General features: G+C 67.5%; 1 protein-coding gene. It reads left to right on the top strand.

What is annotated here, in order from left to right; translation table 11 throughout:
- Positions 1 to 2,413, top strand: a 2,413-nt coding sequence (locus tag VAE46_RS08180; RefSeq protein ID WP_322796438.1) for a hypothetical protein, incomplete at its 5' end; no start/stop codon positions are given.
- Positions 2,414 to 2,418 lie beyond the last annotated feature (5 nt).

The raw sequence follows: 2,418 nt of genomic DNA, 5'->3' as shown, positions 1-2,418 counted from the left end.
GACCAACGGCTCCATCACCCTCCAGACCCGCTTCAACGTCGCCGATGGCACCTTCCTCGCCTCCGCCAACCTCACCGAGTGGGTCATCGGCTCCTTCAACTCCGGCAGCCCGGCCACCACCAACCTCCTCGTCGATGGCGCCTGGCTCACCATGCGCATCATCGGCTGCGGCTACTTCGTCGTCCCCGATAATTCGGAACCCACCCTCGTCACCGGCACCTCCGTCGGCGGCCGCTTCGAACTGAACAACGGCACCGGCGACCCCTTCGCCGCTGCCTTCGGCGACACCGACGCCAACCCCGACGACATTCGCATCTCCACCACCAACGCCCCGAACTGCGGCCCGGGCGCCCAGACGCGCCTCGAAATTGAGGTCTTCTACCCCAACCAGACCACCCGGGCGACCGACCTCGAAACCCTCACCATCACCTACACCTTTATCCCCGGCCAGAAGGACATCCGCGTGGCCTGGGCCGGGCAGATCGTCACCATCACCTACGCCTTCGCCTCCTCCACCTCCTGCGCCGGCCAGACCGTCAACTTCGTTCGCTCCCGCGGCCAGTCCGGCTCCTTCCTGCCCTCCCCCGGCGTGACCATCAACGGGCCCGGCAACGCCACCGCCGACTTCGGCCCGAACTGCTCGGTCACCGTCCGCTATGAAAGCGAGTCCCCCGGCGAGGTCGACATCGAGGTCTTCATCTCCGACCGCCCGTGGACCAAGATCGCGTTCGTCATCTACTACCTCGTCTTCGAAGACGTCACCGTCGAGGCCACCCCCGACCAGTTCGTCTCCACCCTCGGCGGCGTCACCGCCAACGTCCGCGGCTACTTCGTCGGCTCGAACCCCTCCGGCCGTCCCGCCGAAACCAAGCCCGACGGCCGCAAAGTCCCCGCCGACCGCTGGGTCCTCCCCGACGACTGGGACCGCCTCCGCGGCGACCCCGACTTCCGCCCTTCCCCGCCGGAGATGCCCGCGGCCATCGTCACCTTCCTCATGCAGAACGAACCCGTCCGCAACAGCTACAACCCGCGGGTCACCGCAGGCTCCTCCGGCTTCTTCGTCCCGGATGACCCGACCGATTTCGCCTTCAACATCAACCCCCACACGAAGGTGCCCACCGCCCTCGGCAGCGAACGCAAGCCGCGCATGATGAGCCAGCCCTCTGACGGCCAGGGCCAGGCCACCGTGTCCACCTACGGCGATTTCAACCTCACCTTCGAGGAGTGCCCCGCCAACCCCATCACCGGCAACCCGCACTGCGAGCCCGAGCAAATCGTCGGACGCAGCCGCTACTACGCCGTCGTCGAATACCCCGAGCCCACCACCCGCGGCAAGCACCCGGCCATCGCTTCGAACACGGCGGAAACCACCTGGCGCTGGGCCGGCTACAAGCGCGTCACCGTCGTCAACGGCGAATCTGCCCAGGTCAAGTACGTTGTCGCCCACCTGAAGGACCGTGACGGCTACTGCGATGCCGCCAACTACAACAACACCCTCGGCATCCCGATCGCCTTCGAAATCGACGCCGGCGAAGGCATCATCCTTGAAGCTGCCGACCAGCCCTCGAGCATCAACGGCACCCGCCGCTTCGCCACCTCCACCACCTTCGATACCCTTGACCCCCTTGGCAACCCCATCAACACCGCCATCGCCAGGCCCACCCTCGATGACGACGAGTGCCAGGCCTGGATCAAAATCACCAACAGCCTCATCAAGCCGACCAACGTCATGGTCACCTTCCCCGCGCTCCCGGCGCAGCTCCCCGGCGACCTCACCATCTCCGCCTTCTCCTGCACCGGACAGGAGAGCATCACCGTCACTAACCGCGGCGCAACCACCGTGAACCTCGCCGGCTTCGGTCTTGAGAGCCCCGGCGCCTTCACCGGCCTCGCTGAGCACCTCGACCTCTCCGGCATCCTTCGCCCCGGCGAAAGCGCGACCTTCTTCGGCGGCCCCGGCGCGACCGCCCGCGGCTGGATCGGCGATAGCGGCGACAAAGTCCTGGGCCCCGGCGATTCGGTCTCCCTCACCTGGGACGACTACCGCATCGCCACCGCTTCCTGCAGCACCGGCCAGGTCGTCGAGCACTCGCTTCCGCCCGTCCTCCCGCCCGACCCGGAGGGCGCCATCGTCCTCGACATCGTCATCCCCTTCGGCGAGGAGATCGAGGTGCCCCTCTCCGCCGGCTGGAACCTCGTGCCCGGCGGGCAGGGCAAAGTCGCCATCGCCAGCGCTCTCGCCGGCAACGAAGACCGCGTCACCGTCATCTACGCCTGGGATGCGGCCAACCAGGAATGGCTCCGCTATATCCCCGGCGCCCCGGCCAACGTGAACACCCTCGCCGAGCTCGGCGGCGGCCTGCCCGTCTGGATCCACGTCAAGGAGCCGTTTACGCTCACCCTGCCCCGCTAGTGACC

This window comes from Tepidiforma sp., assembly GCF_034433535.1.
Classification (GTDB): Bacteria; Chloroflexota; Dehalococcoidia; order Tepidiformales; family Tepidiformaceae; genus Tepidiforma.
This window is presented reverse-complemented; position numbering and strand designations above follow the sequence as displayed.